A 17,069-nucleotide genomic window follows, 5' to 3' on the forward strand; every position below is an offset into this window, starting at 1 on the left:
GGAGACGTGAGGAGGCCAGTCACACCTCATTTCAGGGAATGGCATGATTGCATACATCCTTCGACGATTACTGGAGATGATCCCGGTTTTGCTGATGGTCTCGTTGCTGGTTTTCGGTTTTATCAAGCTCATGCCGGGCGACCCGGCGCGCATTTATGCCGGACCGGATGCACCCATTGAGGCGGTCGAGGCAGCACGTCAGCATCTCGGGCTTAACGATCCGCTGCCGCAGCAGTATCTCCACTGGATCGGCAGCCTGTTGCAGGGCGATTTGGGCACCACCTATCGCACCCAGCAACCGGTGCGGGAGGTCATCAGGGAAGGCTTCATGCCGACGCTGTGGCTCGCCTTAGCGGGTTTTACCTGGTCCGTTATTCTCGGTTTGTTATTTGGCGTGATGGCGGCCCTGAAGCGGGGACGCTGGCAGGACTGGACGCTGATGAGCGTGGCAGTGGGCGGTATTTCGATGCCCGCTTTCTGGCTCGGGCTGTTGCTCATCCAGTTCGTCGCAATGCCATTTGGGCTGTTTTCGGTCAGCGGCTTTAACAAAGCCAGCGATATTGTTCTGCCCGCTATTACGCTGGGGTCGTCGGTAGCAGCGGTGATGGCGCGCTTTACCCGATCGGCCTTCCTTGAGGTGGCGCAGGAAGATTACGTGCGTACCGCCAGAGCCAAAGGGCTGCGTAACCGCCTGGTGACATGGAAACATGTGATGCGCAATGCACTCATCCCGGTGATTACCATGCTGGGTTTGCAGTTCGGTTTTCTGCTGGGTGGATCCATCGTCGTGGAGAGTGTTTTCAACTGGCCAGGTTTAGGCTGGTTACTGATTGAGTCGATCAAAGCGCAGGATCAGCCGGTCATTCAGGCGCTGGTGATGCTGTTCGTGTTTGAGTTTATTGTGATTAACCTGCTGGTCGATTTGCTTTACGCGGTGGCTAATCCGGCCATTCGTCTGCGACAGGAGCCGAAATGAGTAGTCAATCGCTGACTGACAACCCGCCTCAGATCATTCGTTCGCCGTGGCGTGACTTCCTGCATGCCTTTGTGCGAAATCCTCTGGCACTGGTCTCTGGCGGCTTTGTCGTGCTGTTGATTGTGGTGGCGGTTTTTGCGCCCTGGCTGGCACCCTGGGATCCCATGGTGCCGGACTGGATGGCGCTGTCGTCACCGCCTTCCACGGCACACTGGATGGGGACCGACGAGCTGGGACGCGACCTGCTCAGTCGCATTATTTATGGCGCGCGTATTTCACTCTATATCGGCGTGCTGTCCGTGACGATCGGCATGCTTGTCGGGGTCATGCTGGGCTTACTGGCGGGCTATTACGGCGGTTGGGTCGATATGCTGATCATGCGCGGTGCCGATGTCTTGTTCGCGTTTCCCGGCATGTTGCTGGCCATTGCGGTAGTGGCGCTGCTGGGAACCGGTCTGAATAATGTCATTATTGCGGTCGCGGTATTCAGCGTACCGGTATTTGCCCGTATTGTGCGGGCGTCGACGCTCTCACTGAAGCAGGCTGCCTATGTTGAAGCTGTGCGCTGTGCCGGTGCGCCAGACCGCGTCATCATTCTGCGGCATATTCTGCCCGGCACGCTTTCCAGCGTGATTGTCTATTTCACTATGCGCATCGGCACCAGCATTCTGACGGCGGCAGGTCTGAGTTTTATCGGACTGGGTCCGGAGCCTGACGTGCCGGAATGGGGTAATATTCTGGCGATGAGCCGCAGCATGATGATGGCCGGGGCCTGGCACATGAGCGTATTTCCGGGGCTGGCGATCTTTATTACCGTGCTGGCATTCAATCTGCTTGGCGATGCGCTGCGTGACACGCTCGATCCAAAACTCAAAGGCTGAAGATGGATTATCAACAACTGCAGCGCGACCTGCTGCTGGATCGCTGGCGTGACAGGCGTCAGCTCGGGCAACCGCGAAGCGCATGCGGACCCACGAATCGCATCAGCGATGTTGCGGGTGTGCGTGTCGGACATTACACGCTGAATGAAGGCGAAAACCAGACGGGCGTCACCGCTATCGTACCGCCGGGCGACAACCTGTTTCTCACGCCGCTGCCGTGTGGGATTGAGGTGCTGAACGGCTTTGCGAAACCCGTCGGACTGGTTCAGATAGAGGAGCTTGGCGTACTTCAGACGCCGATTCTGCTCAGTAATACGCTGGCGGTTGGCACGCTGTTTACCGCGCTGGTGCGGGATGCCATCCATCGTAACCCGGAACTTGGGCGACGGTTGCCCACGGTCAACCCACTGGTGCTGGAGTGCAACGATGGCTGGCTGAATGATATTCAGGCGCTGGCCATCAGTGAGGCGATGGCGCAGGCGGCGCTGCAGACGGCCTCTGCTGATTTTGCGCGCGGCAGCGTGGGTGCCGGACGTGGAATGAGCTGTTTCAGCCTGAAAGGGGGCATCGGCACCGCCTCGCGGGTTATTCCCTCGCTTAACGCCATGTTTGGCGTGCTGGTACTGGCCAATTTCGGCGCACTGGAGGCATTAACGATCGATGGCGTCCGGGTGGGTGAGATGATTGCACCGCTGCTGGCCGGGGAAGCACCGCAGCGTGATGCCGGTTCTGTCATTATCATCATGGCGACGGATGCACCACTGGATGCACGTCAGCTGAAGCGCATTGCGAAGCGAGCCGGTGCCGGTCTGGGACGATTGGGCAGTTACTGGGGTCACGGCTCGGGCGATATTGCGGTGGCGTTTTCAACGCAACCGCTGCCGCAACCGCCACAGGACGACACGCTGGAGCCGCTGCTGGCGGCAGCAGCAGATGCAACCGAACAGGCTGTACTGGATGCCTTGTTGAGCGCAGAGGCTGTTACCGGCTTTCGCGGTCACTGTCGACCCACACTGACGCAGATTCTGGATAGATTAACCTCATGAAAATTTTTATTTCAGCCGACATTGAAGGTATTGCAGGGGTCATGCGCCCGGAACAGTGTACGCCCGGCCACCCGGAGCATCAGCTGGCTCGCGGTCTGATGGAGCAGGAAGTGAATGCCGCGATAGCGGGGGCTTTCGCAGGCGGGGCAACAGAAGTCGTTGTTGCCGATAGCCATGCTCAGATGACCAATTTACGTGCGGAAAATATTGATCCCCGCGCCCGACTGGTGCAGGGCAAACCCCGCTGCCTGTCGATGGTGGAGGGGATAGAACAGCAGTCATTCGACGGACTGTTTCTGGTGGGTTTTCACAGCGCCGCAGGTGAATCCGGCGTGCTGGCGCATACCATCAACGGGCGGGCATTCTGGCGTATCCATATCAATGATCGGGTGATGGGGGAGACGGATATTTATGCCGCCGCCGCCGCTGAACAGGGCACGCCATTGCTGCTGGTGACAGGCGACGATCAGTTGCAGGGCTGGATAGCGGAGCACTACCCGGCGGTCGATTACGTCTGTGTAAAACGCGCCATTTCGCATACCTGTGCGGAATCCATCAGTCCGCAGGCGGCCCAGCGTGCGATAGCTGCCGCAGCAAGCGCTGTGCTGCAACATCGCCCTCAGGTGAACACGACCCGCCTGACGGCACCTTACGCTATGCGGCTTCAGGCCACTAAACCGGTGCTGGCCGATCTGTTCAGTCTGATCCCCGGCGTCACGCGCCTGGATGCCGTTACCGTGGCCTATCAGGCGGAGAAGATGGAGACGTTAGTCAGCTTACTGAGTGCCTTTTCCTATCTGGCGAGTACCCAGTCGTAGCGACATTATCCCGGGGCTGCCTGCAGCGTCAGCACGTTCAGGTTTTCCTGTAGTGCTGAAACCGCGCTCCAGGCACATTCCTGAACTACATGCTCATCCTTCCTCTTGCGACACAGGATCGCTGCGGGTTTCAGCCCGTGAACCCCCCCTTCTGACCAGGGCTGCACCACGGCAGCGCGAGCCACGCGCCCTGCAGAGGCTTCAGACGGGACTGCCGGATGCGGACAGGTGCGAGACAGGTCGCTGAGCCTGCATCGGTTTTGCGGTACAGTTTTTGCAGCAGGGAATCATTGCTCTCACTCTCCGCCGGTGCAGCCTGTCGGAGAGGCCTCGTGTCCGGTATTCCACCCAGGGTAAATAATCATGCGGCTTCGCCATATAGAGGTCTTTCAGGCCATTGTCCAGACCGGCAGCATCAGCGCAGCGGCGCGCCTGCTGAATGTGTCGCAGCCGAATATCAGCCGTGTGCTGAATCACGCTGAACAGCAGCTGGGATTTGCGCTGTTTGAACGACGTATCCAGGGAATGAGCGTGACGGCAGAAGGGCGACGCCTGCTGCCTGAAATCGACGATCTCTGCCAGCGCCTGCAATCCATTACCCAGCTGACCGAACAACTGCGGCGTGGCGAAGGGCAATTAGTCCGCGTCGGTGCGGCTCACGCGTTTGGTCAGATGGTGATGGCCCCGGCGCTGGTCACCTGGCGGCAACAGATGGCCTCCGTCAGTGTTGAACTGGTCACGGAGCATTTCAGTACCTTATGCCAGATGATTCTGGAGAATCAGCTCGATTTCGCGCTGGTTTTTGGTCAGCAGGTCGATGCGGATCTTCTGGCTGAACCTCTGTTTCACTCTTCTATGGTGGCGCTGTTACCGCGTCATCATCCCCGGCATGAACCCGTTACGTTGCAATGGTTGTGCGACAATAATTTACTGATGATGCAGGCGCAGGATCCCCTTGGACGTGTCCTGCATCGTGCGCTGCGTGATAAAAAACTGAATCCGGCCGTGTCGTTGTCGATCAAAACCTATTCGGTCATTGCCGATATGGTGCTGGCAGGCGGCGGCGTGGGCGTCGTGGACCTCTTCACCGCCTGTCGCTATGCCGAACAGCTAAAGCTGCTGCCCATCGCGCAACCTCTGCCGTTTGAAGTAATGCTGATCAGCCGTCGTGACCAGCCACAGTCGCAGTCCACTCTGCAACTGAAGCAGGTGATCCGTAACAGACTGTGGGAGATCGCACGTCAGTGTGAAACGCAGTTGATGGGGGGCTGAATATGCGCCGCTTGCGGGCGGAGAGCAGGTGAAGAGGGGGCGCTCAGGCTGTTTCAGATTCGCTTGCTGACCTTTGTGAAGAAAGAGCGGAGCTGGAACAGTAAATTTTAAGGTACTGATTCCGGCGTTACAGGAATGTGCGGATAGGCAATACTGATACGGCATTAAAAAGAAAAACCCACGCAGTTGCGTGGGTTTTAAGGGGCGGTAAAAGCTTATGGGATGGCTGAAACCGGATGAAGCAACAATTAAATCAGACGTTAAACAAAAAGTTCATCACATCGCCATCTTTCACGATGTACTCTTTCCCTTCTGAACGCATCTTGCCGGCTTCTTTCGCGCCTTGCTCGCCTTTATAGGCGATAAAGTCTTCAAACGCGATAGTCTGGGCGCGGATAAAGCCTTTTTCGAAATCGGTGTGGATCTTACCGGCAGCCTGCGGGGCAGTCGCGCCAACCGGGATGGTCCAGGCACGGACTTCTTTCACGCCAGCGGTGAAGTAGGTCTGCAGGTTCAGCAGGGAGTAACCAGCGCGGATAACGCGGTTCAGGCCCGGCTCTTCCAGTCCCAGCTCCGCCATGAACTCTTCACGGTCTTCATCTTCCAGCTCGGCAATATCCGACTCAACGGCGGCGCACACGGGCACCACGACTGAACCTTCTGCTTCGGCAATCGCACGCACCTGATCCAGATACGGGTTGTTCTCGAAACCATCTTCATTGACGTTAGCAATGTACATGGTCGGTTTCAGGGTCAGGAAGCTCAGATAGCGGATGGCCGCTTTGTCGTCCGCATCCAGATCCAGTGAACGCAGCATGCCCGCTTCAGAGAGGTGCGGCAGGCACTTCTCCAGCGCAGCCAGTTCCGCTTTGGCATCTTTGTCGCCGCCTTTGGCTTTCTTCTGCACGCGCTGAATGGCACGTTCACAGGTCTCAAGGTCGGAAAGTGCCAGTTCGGTGTTGATAACGTCAATATCTTCAGCCGGGTTTACTTTACCTGCAACGTGGATGATGTTGTCGTTTTCAAAGCAGCGAACCACGTGGCCGATCGCTTCGGTTTCGCGGATGTTGGTCAGGAACTGGTTGCCCAGGCCTTCACCTTTTGACGCGCCTTTCACCAGGCCCGCGATATCGACGAATTCCATGGTTGTCGGCACCACGCGCTGCGGCTTAACAATCTCAGAAAGCTGGTCCAGACGCAGATCAGGCATCGGCACAACACCCGTATTCGGCTCAATGGTACAGAAGGGGAAGTTAGCCGCTTCGATGCCCGCTTTAGTCAGCGCGTTAAACAGAGTGGATTTACCGACGTTCGGCAGGCCCACGATACCGCATTTGAATCCCATGGTTTGATACCCTTTATAACTGGATGGACAGCACGCCAGAGGGCGGACTGTCGGAGACGAATGGAAAAATTTCGCGCATTATACACGGAATCATGACGATTCGGGCGTTTAAGCAGGCTTGAAGGCGTGCAGCCGGTTCATTGCTTTGATGCGATCCTCTTTCAGCCACAGTTCGGTGCAGCGCGCTGCCTCGTCAATGGCATCATCAATCAGCTTCTGCTCACTGGCGGGTGGCTTACCCAGCACAAAGCCGGTCACCTTATTGCGATCGCCAGGATGCCCGATACCAATGCGCAGACGATGGAAATTGTTGTTGTTGCCCAGTTTGCTGATGATGTCTTTCAGCCCGTTATGACCGCCATGCCCGCCGCCCTGCTTGAACTTCGCCACACCGGGTGGAAGATCAAGCTCATCGTGCGCCACCAGAATCTCTTCAGGTGTGATGCGATAAAAGGTCGCCATCGCCGCTACCGCTTTACCACTCAGGTTCATAAAGGTGGTCGGCACCAGCAGGCGCACATCTTCTCCGGCTATCGCCAGACGGGCGGTATAGCCATAGAATTTGCCTTCCTCTTTCAGTGACTGATTGTGGCGTTCAGCCAGTAGATCCAGATACCAGGCACCCGCATTGTGGCGTGTGGCGGCATATTCAGCGCCCGGATTGGCCAGTCCCACAATCAGTTTAATGCTGCTCACAATGATTATCCTGCTGTTATCGCGAAAGGGCGTTAGTTTACTTCGCTACAGGCGAGATGACAAAGCACAAGCAGTGAAATGGTTCAGAACCGTGATTAATCATTTTCTATCTAAATCAACGGGCTGCATTCAGGGCCAGCAACTTCTTTATGGCTGATGTGTGATCCAGCCCGCAACGTGGACTCCAGCCATTGCCTAAACTTATGGCACTTAACATTGTGTGCGGTTTTTAACTCATATGGATGGAGGTGCAGCATGAAACATCAACACTGCCGTGTAGCAGGTAACTGTCTGATGATACTGGGATTAGTCACAATGGTGCTGGGCGTTGGTTTTTCAATTATGAATCAACTGCCGACACTCGATTTACCGCAGTTTCTGGCGCAGGGCGCGATTTTGAGCATTTTTATCGGCGCACTGATGTGGCTGGTGGGTGCGCGTATCAGTGGACGTGAAAAGATTGAAGATCGTTATTACTGGCTGCGTCACTACGACAAGCGCTGCCGCCGGTCGCACGATTCCCACCATTAATTAATGGCTGCCGGGACCGGATGCTGTGCTGTGCAGTTTCGGCCGCTGGCCTTCGCGTGATAGAGCGCCGCATCGGCCAGCGCCAGTAAATTTTCAAAATCCTGCTGGCGTTGCGTGGACGTGGCAAAGCCAATGCTGACAGAATAGGCAATTTCATTGGGCTGTGATGCACAGACTGCCAGCCGTATCGCCTCACACCATGCCTCAGCATCCTTTGCGTCGGCCGGAATGATTGCCGCAAATTCTTCTCCGCCCAGTCGCGCAAAACGTCCCTCAGCCGGTATTAACTCTCTGACAATCTCGCAAAAGTGGATCAAAATCTGGTCTCCCTGATGATGACCATACCGATCGTTAATGCTTTTAAAATGATCGAGGTCGAACAGTATCGCGCTGAAGGGCCGGTTCTGACGGTGGCAGCGGGCCACAATCTTCTCTGCTTCAGTAAATAATGCGCGGCGATTCCAGACGCTGGTCAGGGGATCGTGCAGGGAGGTATGTTTTAACGCTATCTGCATCTGTTCATTGACCATGGCCAGAATGGTAAACGTCAGGCCGATAACAAACAGAATAGATTCCAGAATGACGTAAACCGAAAAACCCGACCCGCCAATCGCGCCGTGACGGGCGCTGGGCGTTGCGCTATCCAGAAACAGACGCGCCAGATGGAACAGCAGATGGATCCACAACAGCAACTGGGCAGGCCAGAAAGTGGCTTTGAGCGAGTCACGCGCCTGCCAGACCAGCTGGATCAACGCGGCGGTGTAGGCGACGCAGGCGAGACAGAGCACCAGGACGCGTTTCGGTAAGCTGTAATAGAACGCCGGAAAGCAGCAGAGGAGCGCCCAGAGCAGGGCACCCAGTAGCCAGTGCGTGCCGATGGGTTTACCGCAAAAGCGCCGGAACGCATTTAATAATCCGCCATAAGCCAGCATCACTAATACATTCCCCACTGCAACCGGCAGGAAATGCAGGCCGCTGCTGCGCAGGCTGCTTAAGAAGACGGCGATCAGGGTAAAAATCAGTGACAGGCAGGTGAAACCAAGAATGCGGTCATAGCGCGACCCGATCCAGGCAAAAATCATAATGATGCTCAGAAACCCCAGTACATAGAGCTCGCAGACAAACAATGTGTAAATATCGAGGCGCATGATGGCTGGCTTCTGATGATAAATGCGCTGCAAATTACCATTTAATGCTAAACGGCAGAAGTAGTGAACGCCGCGATTTTGTAAAAGAGTGGGTGGCGTTGAAAATAGGGGATTAAGAGGAAATTTATCGGGGAAAACGCCAAAAAAGAAGCGCGTTAATCGGAACCGCAGACATAAAAAAACCGGGCACAGGGCCCGGTTCCGTGAAGATTAATGCTCGAACATGGCCGAGATAGATTCTTCGTTACTGATGCGGCGAATTGCTTCGGCCAGCATGCCAGATAAGGTCAGTGTGCGCACGTTCGGCAGTGACTTAATCTCTTCAGAAAGCGGGATGGTATCGCAGACGATCACCTGGTCGAGTACAGACTTACGCAAGTTTTCAACCGCATTGCCGGAGAAGATCGGGTGCGTTGCATAAGCAAATACGCGTTTGGCACCCCGTTCTTTCAGCGCTTCAGCCGCTTTGCACAGCGTGCCGCCGGTGTCGATCATATCGTCGACCAGCACGCAGTCGCGGCCAGCAACGTCACCAATGATGTGCATCACCTGAGAAACGTTCGCGCGAGGGCGGCGTTTATCGATGATAGCCATATCGGTGTCGTTCAGCAGTTTAGCGATAGCACGGGCACGTACTACGCCACCAATATCGGGAGAAACAACAATCGGGTTTTCCAGACCGATCTGCATCATATCTTCCAGCAGAATCGGGCTGCCAAATACGTTATCAACCGGGACGTCGAAGAAGCCCTGGATCTGCTCGGCGTGCAGGTCAACCGTCAGAACACGGTCAACACCGACGCTGGAAAGGAAGTCTGCCACTACTTTAGCGGTAATTGGCACACGCGCGGAGCGCACGCGGCGATCCTGACGGGCATAACCAAAGTAGGGAATGACTGCGGTAATACGACCAGCAGAAGCACGACGCAGCGCGTCGACCATCACAACCAGTTCCATCAGATTATCGTTGGTGGGAGCACAGGTGGACTGGATGATGAAAATATCACCACCGCGTACATTTTCATTAATCTGTACGCTCACTTCACCATCACTGAAACGGCCAACAGCGGCGTCTCCCAGGCTGGTGTAAAGGCGATTGGCAATACGTTGTGCTAGTTCCGGGGTGGCGTTACCAGCAAATAGCTTCATATCAGGCACGAGAAGAACCTCAGGCTTTGCGTCCAGAGAATGAACGGCATGACTGTAACCGGCGCGTACGGTCATAGACGTTCACACGGGTGTGTTGATGCGAAAGGTGCAGTGTCTGGAACGGAGTGACACTGTCACGCATTCGCTAATCGCCTCGCAGGGTACGCAGTAGCGGCGAGACATTAACGCCCCGGGCTACAAATCCGCGTACCCCATTCGGGGCAAGCTCCAGCACCTGGCGGGCGGCAGACTCGGTGTCAAATTCAGCAAACACACAAGCGCCTGTGCCAGTCAGGCGTGACGGCGCGTATTCTAGCAGCCAGGAAACGAGCGCATCAACCTCACGAAAACGTTTTCTTACCACTGCTTCACAATCATTGGTGAAGGGTAAGGCTAAAAGCGTCGATAAACTGCGCGATGGAGTATCCCGCGTCAGTTCAGGGTCGCTGAATACCCCTGGCGTGCTGATGTTCACGCCGGGATGCGCGACAAGATACCACTTTTCTTCCGGCGCTGCGGGCTGAAGTTGTTCACCCACACCCTCGGCAAAGGCGGCAAAGCCCTGCACAAAGACCGGCACATCCGCACCCAGCTTCACGCCAATTGCTGCGAGCTCATCCGGTGTGAAGCCGGTTTGCCACAGATGATTGAGCGCCACCAGCACGGTCGCCGCATCAGAAGAGCCGCCACCAATGCCGCCGCCCATCGGCAGCTTTTTCTCAATAGCAATCTGCGCGCCCGCACGTTCGGGCAGGCGCTGGTTGTCCTGTGCGGCCTGCTTCAGCATGGTCGCGGCGCGCACAATCAGGTTGTCCGCTTCCGCAACGCCTTCCACGGGCGTTAACAGCTGAATACGATCGCTTTGGTCAACGCGAATCTGCAACTCATCGCCGTAATCCAGAAACTGAAACAGCGTCTGCAGGTTGTGATAGCCGTCGGGACGACGGCCGGTGATGTAAAGAAAAAGATTCAGTTTTGCCGGGGCAGGCCAGTGGGTGATCATTGAACGGTCCAGCCGTCCATGCGCAGTTTAATCCGCTGGTCACCTTCTTTCAGCTCCAGGCTGGAGGGCAGCGGCGGAGTAACCTTGCTGTCGTAGCCCGCAATCGACACCTGCCAGTTCTGACCGTCGCGGCTGTAGTTGAGGCTGCTCAGCTGATAGTTATCATTGAGCTTATAGTCCGTGGCATCGCCTGGCAGACCCATCATCCACTGACGCAGATTCGCCAGGGGAATATTCATGCCGGTCAGCTGCGAGATCATTTTCTGCGCATCGTTGCTGACATAGCGCTTGCCCTTGTTATCGACGATCTGCACCACGGAACCCTGGGCATCGAGCTGCAGTTCGGTGCTGCCCAGCGGATTGGTCAGCAACAGACGATAGCGGTCGGGCGCGGTCTGCTGCCAGTTGAAGCGGGCATAAACTTTCTGCCTGTCGGAGAGGTAGGCAAAGGCTCCCCGGGTCTGGTAGTGCGTGACCTTTGAGACCGCCTGCTGATGCTGTTGCCACTGTGGCGCGGTAACGCTGGGGCCGGGACCTTGCGGTTTGTTGACGCTACAGGCCGCCAGCAGCACGCTGGCAAGGGGCAAAAGGCGCAACAGATTGCGTGGTGAATTAAGCATCAAGTGGTCATCTCCTCGGACACATTTATTATTCGTAACGGATAACGCTAACCGTCCCCGTTTTAACCGTCAATGCTGTTATGCAGCAAATTGCGCATGAACAGGTTAATCTTATTACAGTCATAGCCTTTGTATGGCTTTTCTTGATCTGCCGCATCTTGTAGAATGCGCCTCACAAAACCCTGACATTATTGGGACATCCCAACCAAAACCGCCATGACGCTGCTCGCTCTCGGAATCAACCACAAGACCGCCCCCATTGCTCTGCGCGAACGCGTGTCGTTCGGGCCGGAGACGCTTGAGCAGGCGTTAAACAGCCTGTTATCACAGCCAATGGTGCAGAGCGGCGTGGTGTTGTCCACCTGTAACCGGACGGAGCTCTACCTGAGTGTAGAGCAGCAGGCCGATTTACAGGCGCGTCTGGTGAGCTGGTTGTGCAATTATCATCAGCTGGATGAAGAGGATGTGCGCAACAGCCTCTACTGGCATCAGGATAACGAGGCGGTCAGTCACCTGATGCGCGTCGCCAGCGGACTTGATTCACTGGTACTGGGCGAGCCCCAAATCCTCGGTCAGGTGAAAAAAGCGTTTGCGGACTCCTCACGAGGTCACGACCTGAGCAGCGAACTGGAACGCATGTTCCAGAAAACCTTCTCTGTTGCCAAACGCGTGCGCACGGAAACCGACATCGGTGCCAATGCCGTGTCAGTCGCGTTTGCCGCCTGTACGCTGGCACGTCAAATCTTCGAATCCCTCTCCTCCGTCAACGTGTTGCTGGTTGGCGCAGGCGAAACTATTGAGCTGGTGGCGCGTCATCTGCGTGAACATCAGGTCAAAAATCTGATCATCGCCAACCGCACCCGCGAGCGCGCCGAAACGCTGGCGGCGGAAGTGGGTGCAGAGGTTATCACGCTGGCGGAGATCGATGCCCGTCTGGCAGAAGCCGATATTATTATCTCCTCAACGTCCAGTCCGCTGCCGATTATCGGCAAGGGGATGATGGAGCGCGCCCTGAAAGCGCGCCGCAACAAACCGATGCTGCTGGTCGATATTGCGGTGCCGCGTGATGTAGAGCCAGAAGTGGGCGATCTGCCTAACGCTTATCTCTACAGCGTGGACGACCTGCAGGCGATCATCGAGCAGAACCTGGCGCAGCGCAAAGCGGCGGCAGTTCAGGCCGAAAGCATTGTGGTTCAGGAAAGCTGCGAATTCATGGCGTGGCTGCGCTCACAGGGCGCGGTGAATACGATCCGTGAATATCGTTCTCAGGCGGATGAGATCCGCGCTGAGCTGGAAGGCCGTGCGCTGCAGGCGCTGCAACAGGGTGCCGATCCGCAAAAAGTCATGCAGGAACTGGCGCACAAGCTGACCAACCGTTTAATACATGCTCCAACCAAATCACTTCAGCAGGCCGCCCGCGACGGCGACAATGAACGCCTGCAGATTTTACGCGACAGCCTGGGTCTCGATTAGGCACAACGCTGTCGCCACCTGTTACGGGAATCCCACATTTAAATGAAAACCTCTATAGTTGCCAAACTGGAAGCCCTGCAGGAGCGCCACGAAGAAGTGGAAGCAATGCTGGGCGATGCTGGTGTGATCGCCGATCAGGAGCGTTTCCGTGCGCTGTCACGCGAATATGCTCAACTGACCGATGTGACCCGTTGCTTCCGCGACTGGCAGCAGGTGCAGGACGATATCGAAACGGCGCAGCAGATGCTCGACGATCCTGAAATGCGTGACATGGCACAGGAAGAGCTGCAGGAAGCGCGTGAGAAGAGCGACGCGCTGGAGCAGCAGCTGCAGGTGCTGTTACTGCCGAAAGATCCCGATGATGAACGTGCCTGTTTCGTTGAAGTACGCGCCGGAACCGGCGGCGATGAAGCGGCAATCTTCGCAGGCGATCTGTTCCGTATGTACAGCCGCTATGCTGAAGCACGTCGCTGGCGCGTGGAAATCGTCAGCGCCAACGAAGGCGAGCATGGCGGTTATAAAGAAGTGATTGCCCGCATCACCGGCGACGGTGCCTATGGCCGCATGAAATTTGAGTCGGGCGGACACCGCGTGCAGCGCGTGCCGGAGACCGAATCACAGGGCCGTATTCATACCTCAGCCTGTACCGTTGCGGTGATGCCGGAAATCCCGGAAGCGGAACTGCCGGAAATTAATGCCGGTGACCTGAAGATCGATACCTTCCGCTCTTCCGGCGCAGGCGGTCAGCACGTTAACACCACCGACTCCGCCATTCGTATTACCCACCTGCCAACCGGCATCGTGGTGGAGTGCCAGGACGAACGTTCGCAGCATAAAAACAAAGCCAAAGCGCTGGCGGTGCTGGGCTCACGTATCCACGCTGCCGAAATGGCCCGTCGTCATGCCGCAGAAGCCAGCACCCGACGCAACCTGTTGGGCAGCGGCGATCGTTCTGACCGTATCCGCACCTACAACTTCCCGCAGGGCCGCGTGACTGACCACCGCATCAACCTGACCATCTACCGTCTGGATGAAGTGATGGAAGGTAAAATCGACAGCCTGATCGAACCGATTGTTCAGGAACACCAGGCGGATCAGCTGGCAGCGCTGGCTGGTCAGGATTAATGGATATTCGTCACTGGCTAAAACAGGCTGTCGCCACGCTGTGCGGGGGGGACAGTCCGAAGCGTGACGCAGAGATCCTGTTAGGTTTCGTGACCGGCAAATCGCGCAGCTGGTTAATTGCCTTCGATGAAACCGTGCTCAGCGATGAGCAGCTTGCACAGCTGGATAACCTGCTGGCGCGCCGTGCCCGCGGCGAACCGGTGGCGCACCTGGTGGGCGAGCGCGAGTTCTGGTCACTGCCGTTGCGCGTGAATAACGCCACGCTGATCCCGCGCCCGGACACTGAACTGCTGGTTGAACAGGCGCTGGCGCATCTGCCTGCAACACCGGCAACCATTCTGGATATGGGCACCGGCACCGGGGCGATTGCGCTGGCGCTGGCCAGCGAGCGGCCTGACTGTCAGGTGACCGGCGTGGATCGCATTGAGGCCGCCGTCGGGCTGGCAAGCAGCAATGCGCAACAGCTCAGCCTCAGCAACACCACCTTTCTGCTCAGTCACTGGTTCCAGGCGCTGACGCCGCAGCGCTTTGACCTCATCGTCAGCAATCCACCTTATATTGATGCCAGCGATATTCATCTGGAGCAGGGCGACGTGCGTTTTGAACCGCGCAGCGCGCTGGTGGCGGATGAAGCAGGACTGGCGGATCTGCGGGCCCTGATCGAGCAGGCACCCGACTGGCTGCTGCCGGATGGCTGGCTGCTGCTGGAACATGGCTGGCAGCAGGGCGAGGCCGTCGCCACGCTGATGCGGCAAAAAGGCTATCACGCCGTTGAAACCGTCAGGGATTATGGCGGTAATCCACGGGTTACTCTGGGTCAGCTCCTCTCATAAAAGCGCTTTGAAAAGGATTTATAATGTACGCCTTTTATCCCCTGATTAAACATCTCCACCTGTTGACGGTGGTGCTCACCATAACGCTGTTCCTGCTGCGATTTTACTGGCTGCGCCGTGAATCGGCGATGATGACAAAACGCTGGGTCCGCATTGTGCCGCACGTCAACGACACCCTGTTACTGGTAACCGGTGTCTCGCTGGTGATGATTACCCACTTCTATCCTTTCACGCCGCAAGGAAGCTGGCTGACGGAGAAGCTTTTAGGGGTTATCATCTACGTCGCCTTAGGATTTGTGGCATTGAGTCGCCGTCCACGCACTGATCGCACCCGCTGGATCGCTTTTCTGGTGGCGTTAATCGCCCTGGTGACCATCATTACGCTGGCGCGGACCAAAATGCCGTTATGGGGATAGCATGACCTCGACCGAACAATTAGATTTCAGCCAGACACCGCTGTGTGAAGCGGTGATTGGTGCCACGCTTGCCATCCGCGCCGATTTCCCGGCGTTGTCGGTGGAAGCGCAACTTGCGGCGTTAGTCGCCGAAGCGCGTGACTATGTCAGCCACACCGAAGATGCTGACATGCAGCTCGAAAAGCTGCTGGAACTGTTCTATCGCCAGTGGGGATTTGGCGGGGCCAGCGGGGTCTACAATCTGTCTGATGCGCTCTGGATCGACAACGTCTTAAAGACCCGTCAGGGTACAGCGGTGTCACTCGGTGTCATTCTGCTGCACATCGCCGCCGAGCTGGACCTGCCGCTGATGCCGGTAATCTTCCCGACGCAGCTGATTCTGCGCGCCGACTGGATTGATGGCGATAAGTGGATGATCAACCCTTTCAATGGTGAAACCCTTGACCGGCATACGCTGGAAGTGTGGCTGAAAGGCAATATCAGCCCCACAGCACGCCTGTATGACGACGATCTCGACGAAGCCAAAACCGTCACCGTGATGCGCAAGATGCTTGATACGCTGAAAGCGGCGTTGATGGAAGAGAAGAAGATGGAGCTGGCGCTGAACGTCAGTCAGGTGCTGCTGCGCATCGATCCGGATGATCCTTATGAAATCCGCGATCGCGGTTTGATCTACGCGCAGCTGGAGTGCGAACATATCGCCCTGAGTGATTTAAACTATTTCGTTGAGCAGTGTCCTGAAGACCCGGTCAGCGAGATGATCAAAGTTCAGATTCACGCAATCGAACAAAAACAGGTCACGCTGCACTAAGCGGACCCACTGAAAAGGAAAGGGCATGACACAGAAAGTCGTGAGTATTGGCGATATCAACGTTGCAAACGATCTGCCATTTGTACTGTTTGGCGGGATGAACGTGCTGGAGTCGCGTGATCTGGCGATGCGCATCTGCGAACATTACGTCACCGTCACCAATAAACTCGGTATTCCTTACGTGTTTAAGGCGTCGTTTGATAAAGCGAACCGCTCCTCTATTCACTCCTATCGTGGCCCGGGCCTCGACGAGGGGATGAAGATTTTCCAGGAGCTGAAGCAGACTTTCGGCGTGAAGATCATCACCGATGTCCATGAAGCGGCACAGGCGCAGCCGGTCTCTGAAGTGGTTGATGTGATCCAGCTGCCGGCCTTCCTGGCGCGTCAGACTGACCTGGTGGAAGCCATGGCGAAAACCGGCGCGGTCATCAACGTCAAGAAGCCGCAGTTCGTCAGTCCCGGTCAGATGGGCAACATCGTTGATAAGTTCGCGGAAGGCGGTAACGAGCAGGTTATTCTGTGCGACCGCGGCAGCAACTTTGGCTACGATAACCTGGTTGTCGACATGCTCGGCTTCAACGTGATGAAGAAAGTGACCAAAAACAGCCCGGTGATTTTCGATGTGACCCATGCGTTGCAGACCCGCGATCCGTTTGGCGCGGCATCTGGCGGTCGTCGTGCGCAGGTGGCTGAGCTGGCGCGTGCCGGTATGGCGGTCGGCATTGCCGGTCTGTTTATCGAAGCACATCCGGATCCGGAACACGCCCTGTGCGACGGTCCTTCCGCGCTGCCGCTGGATAAACTGGAGCCCTTCCTGGTGCAGATGAAGGCGATTGACGATTTGGTCAAAAGCTTCCCGGCACTCGATACCAGTAACTAAGCTGGCTGCAAAAAAAAGAGCGATAAATCGCTCTTTTTTTTCGCCT

At 56.4% G+C, this 17,069-nt stretch carries 18 protein-coding genes; 12 read left to right on the forward strand and 6 right to left on the reverse strand.

Annotated features, from left to right (window positions below; genetic code table 11):
- The first annotated feature begins 43 nt into the window (after positions 1-43).
- The 5 genes from N5J69_RS16135 to N5J69_RS16155 all read left to right on the forward strand — a co-directional run bounded on the left by N5J69_RS16135 (position 44) and on the right by N5J69_RS16155 (position 4,993).
- Positions 44-976 carry an ABC transporter permease subunit gene (locus N5J69_RS16135; protein WP_279771600.1) on the forward strand — a complete coding sequence of 311 codons (933 nt, stop codon included), beginning with the start codon at positions 44-46 and terminating at the stop codon, positions 974-976.
- A complete protein-coding gene (locus tag N5J69_RS16140) occupies positions 973-1,857 on the forward strand; it encodes an ABC transporter permease subunit (protein WP_279771601.1) in 885 nt (294 codons plus the stop codon). Before N5J69_RS16135 ends, N5J69_RS16140 begins: the two co-directional genes overlap by 4 nt.
- 2 nt (positions 1,858-1,859) lie before the next feature.
- Complete coding sequence (locus N5J69_RS16145; protein ID WP_279771602.1) at positions 1,860-2,903, forward strand: P1 family peptidase; 1,044 nt, start codon at positions 1,860-1,862, stop codon at positions 2,901-2,903.
- A complete protein-coding gene (locus N5J69_RS16150) occupies positions 2,900-3,721 on the forward strand; it encodes a M55 family metallopeptidase (protein WP_279771603.1) in 822 nt (273 codons plus the stop codon). The genes N5J69_RS16145 and N5J69_RS16150 overlap by 4 nt, the downstream gene beginning before the upstream one ends.
- A gap of 363 nt (positions 3,722-4,084) precedes the next feature.
- Positions 4,085-4,993, forward strand: coding sequence for a LysR family transcriptional regulator (locus N5J69_RS16155; protein WP_279771604.1), 909 nt, complete (start codon positions 4,085-4,087; stop codon positions 4,991-4,993).
- 253 nt (positions 4,994-5,246) lie between these two features.
- Here N5J69_RS16155 and ychF read toward each other — a convergent pair whose 3' ends face one another.
- Both ychF and pth read right to left on the reverse strand, forming a co-directional pair.
- Positions 5,247-6,338, reverse strand: a complete 1,092-nt coding sequence (ychF, locus tag N5J69_RS16160; RefSeq protein WP_013357612.1) for a redox-regulated ATPase YchF — start codon at positions 6,336-6,338, stop codon at positions 5,247-5,249.
- Positions 6,339-6,446: 108 nt separating this feature from the next.
- Entirely contained in the window at positions 6,447-7,034 is a 588-nt protein-coding gene (pth, locus tag N5J69_RS16165) for an aminoacyl-tRNA hydrolase (RefSeq protein ID WP_179895957.1), read from the reverse strand.
- A 255-nt stretch (positions 7,035-7,289) separates the two neighbouring features.
- On the opposite strand from pth, the gene ychH reads away from it, so the two are divergent.
- Positions 7,290-7,565 (forward strand): stress-induced protein YchH, encoded by a 276-nt coding sequence (ychH, locus tag N5J69_RS16170; protein WP_279771605.1) that lies wholly within the window; start codon positions 7,290-7,292, stop codon positions 7,563-7,565.
- On the opposite strand, the gene N5J69_RS16175 is transcribed toward ychH, so the two are convergent.
- From N5J69_RS16175 to lolB, 4 genes are all read right to left on the reverse strand, one after another.
- Positions 7,562-8,713, reverse strand: coding sequence for a GGDEF domain-containing protein (locus tag N5J69_RS16175; protein WP_279771606.1), 1,152 nt, complete (start codon positions 8,711-8,713; stop codon positions 7,562-7,564). The two genes, ychH and N5J69_RS16175, sit on opposite strands and share 4 nt — an antisense overlap.
- A gap of 210 nt (positions 8,714-8,923) precedes the next feature.
- Positions 8,924-9,871, reverse strand: coding sequence for a ribose-phosphate diphosphokinase (gene prs / locus N5J69_RS16180; protein WP_279771607.1), 948 nt, complete (start codon positions 9,869-9,871; stop codon positions 8,924-8,926).
- Positions 9,872-10,007: 136 nt separating this feature from the next.
- Positions 10,008-10,865 carry a 4-(cytidine 5'-diphospho)-2-C-methyl-D-erythritol kinase gene (ispE, locus tag N5J69_RS16185; RefSeq protein WP_279771608.1) on the reverse strand — a complete coding sequence of 286 codons (858 nt, stop codon included), beginning with the start codon at positions 10,863-10,865 and terminating at the stop codon, positions 10,008-10,010.
- Positions 10,862-11,485, reverse strand: a complete 624-nt coding sequence (lolB, locus tag N5J69_RS16190) for a lipoprotein insertase outer membrane protein LolB (RefSeq protein WP_279771609.1) — start codon at positions 11,483-11,485, stop codon at positions 10,862-10,864. The genes ispE and lolB overlap by 4 nt, the downstream gene beginning before the upstream one ends.
- A 216-nt stretch (positions 11,486-11,701) precedes the next feature.
- Here lolB and hemA point away from each other — a divergent pair, with 216 nt between their 5' ends.
- The 6 genes from hemA to kdsA are packed head-to-tail and all read left to right on the forward strand — an operon-like array spanning position 11,702 to position 17,023.
- Positions 11,702-12,958, forward strand: coding sequence for a glutamyl-tRNA reductase (gene hemA, locus N5J69_RS16195; protein WP_279771610.1), 1,257 nt, complete (start codon positions 11,702-11,704; stop codon positions 12,956-12,958).
- Between the two features lie 42 nt (positions 12,959-13,000).
- Complete coding sequence (gene prfA / locus N5J69_RS16200; RefSeq protein WP_279771611.1) at positions 13,001-14,083, forward strand: peptide chain release factor 1; 1,083 nt, start codon at positions 13,001-13,003, stop codon at positions 14,081-14,083.
- The gene (gene prmC, locus N5J69_RS16205; protein ID WP_279771612.1) at positions 14,083-14,916 is read left to right on the forward strand and encodes a peptide chain release factor N(5)-glutamine methyltransferase; all 834 of its coding nucleotides are present in this window, start codon (positions 14,083-14,085) and stop codon (positions 14,914-14,916) included. Before prfA ends, prmC begins: the two co-directional genes overlap by 1 nt.
- A gap of 23 nt (positions 14,917-14,939) precedes the next feature.
- On the forward strand, positions 14,940-15,332 hold the full coding sequence (locus N5J69_RS16210) for a SirB2 family protein (RefSeq protein ID WP_279771613.1): 393 nt from the start codon (positions 14,940-14,942) through the stop codon (positions 15,330-15,332).
- 1 nt (position 15,333) lies between these two features.
- Positions 15,334-16,143, forward strand: a complete 810-nt coding sequence (gene sirB1, locus N5J69_RS16215) for an invasion regulator SirB1 (protein WP_279771615.1) — start codon at positions 15,334-15,336, stop codon at positions 16,141-16,143.
- A 25-nt stretch (positions 16,144-16,168) separates the two neighbouring features.
- Positions 16,169-17,023: a 3-deoxy-8-phosphooctulonate synthase gene (gene kdsA / locus N5J69_RS16220; RefSeq protein ID WP_279771616.1), complete on the forward strand. Its 855-nt coding sequence runs from the start codon at positions 16,169-16,171 to the stop codon at positions 17,021-17,023.
- Positions 17,024-17,069 lie beyond the last annotated feature (46 nt).

It is taken from the genome of Pantoea sp. GD03673, assembly GCF_029844725.1.
Lineage (GTDB): Bacteria > Pseudomonadota > Gammaproteobacteria > Enterobacterales > Enterobacteriaceae > Pantoea.

What these genes read in the sequence shown, in the direction of transcription:
- prmC (WP_279771612.1), top strand. Translation starts at nt 14,083, where the DNA reads ATGGATATTCGTCACTGGCTAAAACAGGCTGTCGCCACGCTGTGCGGG.
- lolB (WP_279771609.1), bottom strand. Translation starts at nt 11,485, where the DNA reads ATGCTTAATTCACCACGCAATCTGTTGCGCCTTTTGCCCCTTGCCAGC.
- prfA (WP_279771611.1), top strand. Translation starts at nt 13,001, where the DNA reads ATGAAAACCTCTATAGTTGCCAAACTGGAAGCCCTGCAGGAGCGCCAC.
- N5J69_RS16140 (WP_279771601.1), top strand. Translation starts at nt 973, where the DNA reads ATGAGTAGTCAATCGCTGACTGACAACCCGCCTCAGATCATTCGTTCG.
- ychH (WP_279771605.1), top strand. Translation starts at nt 7,290, where the DNA reads ATGAAACATCAACACTGCCGTGTAGCAGGTAACTGTCTGATGATACTG.
- kdsA (WP_279771616.1), top strand. Translation starts at nt 16,169, where the DNA reads ATGACACAGAAAGTCGTGAGTATTGGCGATATCAACGTTGCAAACGAT.
- N5J69_RS16210 (WP_279771613.1), top strand. Translation starts at nt 14,940, where the DNA reads ATGTACGCCTTTTATCCCCTGATTAAACATCTCCACCTGTTGACGGTG.
- ychF (WP_013357612.1), bottom strand. Translation starts at nt 6,338, where the DNA reads ATGGGATTCAAATGCGGTATCGTGGGCCTGCCGAACGTCGGTAAATCC.
- hemA (WP_279771610.1), top strand. Translation starts at nt 11,702, where the DNA reads ATGACGCTGCTCGCTCTCGGAATCAACCACAAGACCGCCCCCATTGCT.
- N5J69_RS16175 (WP_279771606.1), bottom strand. Translation starts at nt 8,713, where the DNA reads ATGCGCCTCGATATTTACACATTGTTTGTCTGCGAGCTCTATGTACTG.
- N5J69_RS16150 (WP_279771603.1), top strand. Translation starts at nt 2,900, where the DNA reads ATGAAAATTTTTATTTCAGCCGACATTGAAGGTATTGCAGGGGTCATG.
- N5J69_RS16145 (WP_279771602.1), top strand. Translation starts at nt 1,860, where the DNA reads ATGGATTATCAACAACTGCAGCGCGACCTGCTGCTGGATCGCTGGCGT.
- N5J69_RS16135 (WP_279771600.1), top strand. Translation starts at nt 44, where the DNA reads ATGATTGCATACATCCTTCGACGATTACTGGAGATGATCCCGGTTTTG.
- ispE (WP_279771608.1), bottom strand. Translation starts at nt 10,865, where the DNA reads ATGATCACCCACTGGCCTGCCCCGGCAAAACTGAATCTTTTTCTTTAC.
- N5J69_RS16155 (WP_279771604.1), top strand. Translation starts at nt 4,085, where the DNA reads ATGCGGCTTCGCCATATAGAGGTCTTTCAGGCCATTGTCCAGACCGGC.
- sirB1 (WP_279771615.1), top strand. Translation starts at nt 15,334, where the DNA reads ATGACCTCGACCGAACAATTAGATTTCAGCCAGACACCGCTGTGTGAA.